The 4,935-nt window shown below is 36.2% G+C and carries 3 protein-coding genes and 1 tRNA gene; 1 reads left to right on the top strand and 3 read right to left on the bottom strand.

Annotation, left to right across the window (positions count from 1 at the left end; all coding sequences use genetic code 11):
* Nucleotides 1-81: 81 nt before the first annotated feature.
* The 3 genes from yycH to yycF form a co-directional block, all read right to left on the bottom strand.
* Nucleotides 82-1,401: a two-component system activity regulator YycH gene (gene yycH / locus FFM61_RS03375; protein WP_168388708.1), complete on the bottom strand. Its 1,320-nt coding sequence runs from the start codon at nucleotides 1,399-1,401 to the stop codon at nucleotides 82-84.
* Nucleotides 1,388-3,271 (bottom strand): cell wall metabolism sensor histidine kinase WalK, encoded by a 1,884-nt coding sequence (walK, locus tag FFM61_RS03370; protein WP_074427240.1) that lies wholly within the window; start codon nucleotides 3,269-3,271, stop codon nucleotides 1,388-1,390. Before walK ends, yycH begins: the two co-directional genes overlap by 14 nt.
* An 84-nt stretch (nucleotides 3,272-3,355) precedes the next feature.
* The gene (gene yycF, locus FFM61_RS03365; RefSeq protein WP_074427239.1) at nucleotides 3,356-4,057 is read right to left on the bottom strand and encodes a response regulator YycF; all 702 of its coding nucleotides are present in this window, start codon (nucleotides 4,055-4,057) and stop codon (nucleotides 3,356-3,358) included.
* 803 nt (nucleotides 4,058-4,860) lie between these two features.
* On the opposite strand from yycF, the gene FFM61_RS03355 reads away from it, so the two are divergent.
* Nucleotides 4,861-4,933 (top strand) — tRNA-Lys (locus tag FFM61_RS03355).
* Nucleotides 4,934-4,935 lie beyond the last annotated feature (2 nt).

The following is a 4,935-nucleotide window of genomic DNA, read 5'->3' as shown; positions in this document are numbered from 1 at the left end:
TCGTAACCATTGCGTACCTAAGAATATATCCAATGACACAAAGACAATCAAGAAGGCAGTTAAGACTTTTTTAAAATCCATTTATTGCCCTCCTTTATCTGCTAGCCAGCTGTCTACCGAACGCCATACATTATCTTGCTCAAAATACCATGTTGGTTCTAATGTCACAATTTGATTTTCAGGATTAAGTCGCCACCGATATCCCAATAATATTTTTTGTATATCGGTTTTATCAACTCCAGCAGCCATTAATTTATTAATTTCTTCATCCATTGTTGGTAACGTCACTTTACTTTTGTTATCAGTTGGTAACGGCACCCGCAATGAATATTGCGACAAAATAATTTGTTCATGCTGGTTGGGTTTTTGTTTTACCTGAACCGTACCATTATCAGTTTGGTTGAACACTGGTAACCCATTTACAAACAAACGATACATTAACGACTTAGCATTATTCGTTTCTTCAAAATAATATAAATCATCAGTCAATTGATGTAAGTCAACTAGCCATTGATAGCCTTGACGTTGTCTTTGACCAACCTGATCAACATGATCATTTATACCATATGCGTCATAATTAATAATACCAGTCGTCATATTACGAGTCATACGCTGATTATCACCATTTGTATAGGTTAATATTTCTTGATCATTAGCAACTGTGCGTTTACCACCATCGGGGAAAATTTTTAACAATTGTGACATCGTATCATCAGAATCCAATAAATAGCTATGCGTCTGCAATTGAATCCGTCCTATTGGGGCAGTCACAACGTGTTCACCAATCCACCGATAATCTACTGATACAGCACGTTCACTACTTTTCACCTTTTTAATAGTTTGTACAACATCTGTCCCTTGATAATGATAAATCTTATGATGAGCATCATTATACAAAACAACATTTGTACCACCTTGTGGCAATCGCACGTGATCAATCATCACATTATTAGCAATTTTGATATCCTTACCAAACACGTTTTTAATAACACTTCCTGACACCGAATCTGAAAAACTCATCACAATCATATTGTTCTTTGACAAAGATTGTAAATAAGCATTTTTAGAAAGTTTCTGATCACCTTTATACTTAAGATGCCAACCTTTAACGCGCGAAATCAATTTTGAAGAAACCGTTTGATAATCTAAGACACTTAAATTTTGCGATTTACCATTAAATGTCAATTTTGAAAGGCTGTAAACATTCCCTAAATTTTTCCCAATGGCTTCTTCTTGTTGTGTATTCGTTATTTGCCTTTTTTGACTGACATGCCCTGGCGTTTGCCATAATTGAACTGACAAAAATATACTGATTAAAATGGCTATCATTAGGGATATGATTAGACCATATCGTTGTCGAAAATAATTTAAGCGAATCCGCCATTGCCTATCTTTCTTCATCCCAATCACCATCATCCCAATCATCATCTATTTCGTTGTATGCCTCATATGGTAGCGCTACAAAAAATGTTGATCCACTGCCCTCAGTTGATTCAGCCCAAACACGGCCACCGAAGCGTTCGATAATTTCCTTAGAAATTGCCAAGCCAAGACCTGTACCACCTTGTGCGCGTGAACGCGCTTTATCAACACGGAAGAAACGATCAAATATTTGTGTCACATCTTTATTTGGAATACCTAACCCTTGGTCTGCAATACTTAAAACAACCTCAGTTTGATGGTCTTCTAGGCGTGCTGTTATCACACCACCATCAGGAGAGTACTTAATCGCATTATTCATAATATTATCAAGCACCTGGGTTAACTTTGATGTATCAACATCAACCCAAATTTGAAAGTCTGGAATAACTCGTTTAACAGTATAATATTTTTCGGGTTTGTCATCATTTGCAATAATCATATCGAAACGATCCAAAATATAATTAAACAAACCGGCAATATTGATAAATTCATTATCAATTTTCATAGTGCCAGAATCCATGCGTGACAATTCTAATAAGTCATTAATCATATGAATCATACGTGTCGTTTCATCTTGGGCAACACTTAAGAAACTATGGGCCACTTCGGGATCTTCTAAAGCGCCATCTTGCAAAGCATCAACATATGATTTAACTGACGTTAATGGTGTCCTTAACTCATGTGATACATTTGATACGAATTGACGGCGTTCCCGTTCAGTCCGTTGTTGTTCAGTAACATCATGCAACACAATGACTAATCCAGAAATAAATCCGGATGACCGCTCGATTAAACTAAAGTACGCACGAATCATCAATTGATGTTCATTGGTACTAAAATCTAACAACAGCTCATGACGATTATCCAATAAGTCACGCAGACTATATTGATCTGCAATACGTAAAATATCCAGAATTGAGCGTCCGGTCGCATCCTGATTATCCGTAAGGCCTGTCATTCTTAAGGCTGCAATATTAATGATATTAATATTACCCCGTCTATCAGTTGCAATCACCCCATCAGTCATGTATTCAAGAACCGAATCCAAACGACGACGTTCAAAGTCCATTGAATTAGTCGTTTCTTCTATCCGTTCTGCTAACATATTAACATTTTGTGCTAACTGCCCAATTTCGTCATCTGTATGGACATTAATTCCCCCGGAATAATCACCTTGGGCAATTTTATTAGTTCGTGCACTAATTTGTGCAATTGGGCGTGTAATACTACGTGAAATAAATATCGCCATGATAATACCCAGCACAATCGCAAATACCATTGATGCAAAATAAATAAACGAAATTTTAGATAAATTATCATAAACCGCTTCTACACTAGCACGTACGACAACCACACCAACCACATTACTTTCACCGTCAACCGTGTTTGTTAAAGTTTTGATACCCAATTGATAACGTAAACCATTTTGCGTCACAATGACATTCTTTTTATACTTCCCCCCCGTAATTGCGGCCTTGACGTTGGTGGCAGTCGTTTTTTTACCAATTTTATCTTGATTATTAACATCACTTGTTCCTCGTAAAATACCCACGGTGTCAAAAATTTGAATTTCAGAAATAGCTGCATTATTAGTAGAGTTTAGAATTGTATGAATATTTTGGTTCACATTACTCTGATTACTACTAGCTAACTGTTGCGTTAACGAATCGTCAACATAGGCAGGGAGTGTAATTTGATTGCGGAACGTCGATAGACTTTGCTGTTCTAACTGGCGCACGAAAAAAGCACCAACTAATTCCAAAGTCACGATCAGTGTCAATGTAAAGACCAAAGCAATTTTAAAATGAATCGACGCAAAAAAGCGGCGTCGCTTATGACCACTTTCCATATCTTTTATATACTACCTTTCTTAATTGAAAAAAGGCTAGTCCCATGCCTTCCGGCAAGGCACTAGCCTTTGTATCTAAATACTTTATTCTTCTGAAGCTTTTAGGTAGTAACCCACACCACGACGTGTCATCAAAATTTGTGGATGACTAGGTGTTTCTTCAATCTTTTCACGGATTCGACGCACTGTGACGTCAACTGTCCGGACATCACCAAAATAATCATAACCCCAAACTGTTTGCAACAAGTCATCACGTGTCATAACTTGACCAATGTGCTTTGATAAATGATGCAACAATTCAAACTCACGATGCGTCAATTCAATGTCTTGACCATTCTTAGACACCATGTAAGCATCCGGATGAATCGTCAAAGCGCCAATTTTAATATCACCACTGTCATCAATTTGGCCTTGACCTGTCACAGATGACTTACGGCGCAAATTAGCTTTAATGCGCGCTAATAATTCACGATTTGAAAATGGCTTGGTTACATAATCATCTGCACCCATTTCCAAACCTAAAACTTTATCTATTTCTGAATCTTTGGCAGTCACCATAATAACTGGTGTCTGAGAAGTTGTACGAATTTGCCGTAAGACTTCCGTCCCTTCAACTTCAGGTAACATTTGGTCCAATAATACCAAATCTGGCTCTTCACTTTCAAACAAGTCCAAAGCTTCACGGCCATCCATTGCAACTGCAACGTCGTACCCTTCTTTAGTCAAATTAAATTTTATAATATCTGAAATCGGTTTTTCATCATCTACAACCAATATTTTACTCATTATCATTCCTCCCAATGGCGGGTCTCTGAAATTCATTATAGCATGCGAGACAATTTTACCAAAATAAAACTTCACAAATAATGTAGCCGTGTCAACCACACTTCTTTGATTAAATTATGATATTTCATTACGCCAAAGTAATTTATCATAAATATAACAAAACAAGTGGGCATTTCATAGCCTTAAGTAATTATATTAGGAAAGTAGTGACAGCAACTAGAATTATAAAAATCACTATACAAACTATATAAATAAGATTTTTTTGTAGTTTATTTGTCGCATAGGTTGCTTGTCCAATTAACCATAAACTTCCAATTGAGAATATGAAGATAAGAACCCCAAGTATAACCAAATTACCAAGATCAAAATTTGCTGACGGTATTAGCATACCCGGAATTGTAAAGAATAGTATATATACAAACAAGATATAAACAGCCAATTTAACTGCTTCAATGAAAGAATTCGGCAACGTTCGAATAATTTCATCTGCGAATATCTTTGGTTGCTTGCCAAAATAATTTTCGGCGGTTTAACCATTATTTTGAGCATCAATTAAATCATACAAAATGTCTAATAAAATCCGTTCCACATCTCTTTCTTTACGAAACATCGATTTACTTCTGACATAGGTCACTAATTTGTAATACAAATTAGCTTATAACCAAGAATCACAGTTACTGAACAATGGATAAAAACTCACTTTCTTTTCTATAATAAAAGCATTCTGAAAAAGCTTTTCCTCGCATTAATTATACGTACGTAATATATTATTAAACGTTGTTAAAAAACAACTATTAAATTTTGGACAAGTAGCTCAGTTGGTAGAGCAACGGACTCTTAATCCGTGGGTCCAGGGTTCGAGCCCCTGCTTGTCCACT

Origin of the sequence: Weissella hellenica, from assembly GCF_005405545.1 — a bacterium.
Lineage (GTDB): Bacteria > Bacillota > Bacilli > Lactobacillales > Lactobacillaceae > Weissella > Weissella hellenica.
The sequence above is the reverse complement of the archived record's forward strand: the minus strand, read 5'-3'. Positions and strand labels throughout refer to the sequence as shown.

What these genes read in the sequence shown, in the direction of transcription:
- yycH (WP_168388708.1), bottom strand. Translation starts at nt 1,401, where the DNA reads ATGAAGAAAGATAGGCAATGGCGGATTCGCTTAAATTATTTTCGACAA.
- walK (WP_074427240.1), bottom strand. Translation starts at nt 3,271, where the DNA reads ATGGAAAGTGGTCATAAGCGACGCCGCTTTTTTGCGTCGATTCATTTT.
- yycF (WP_074427239.1), bottom strand. Translation starts at nt 4,057, where the DNA reads ATGAGTAAAATATTGGTTGTAGATGATGAAAAACCGATTTCAGATATT.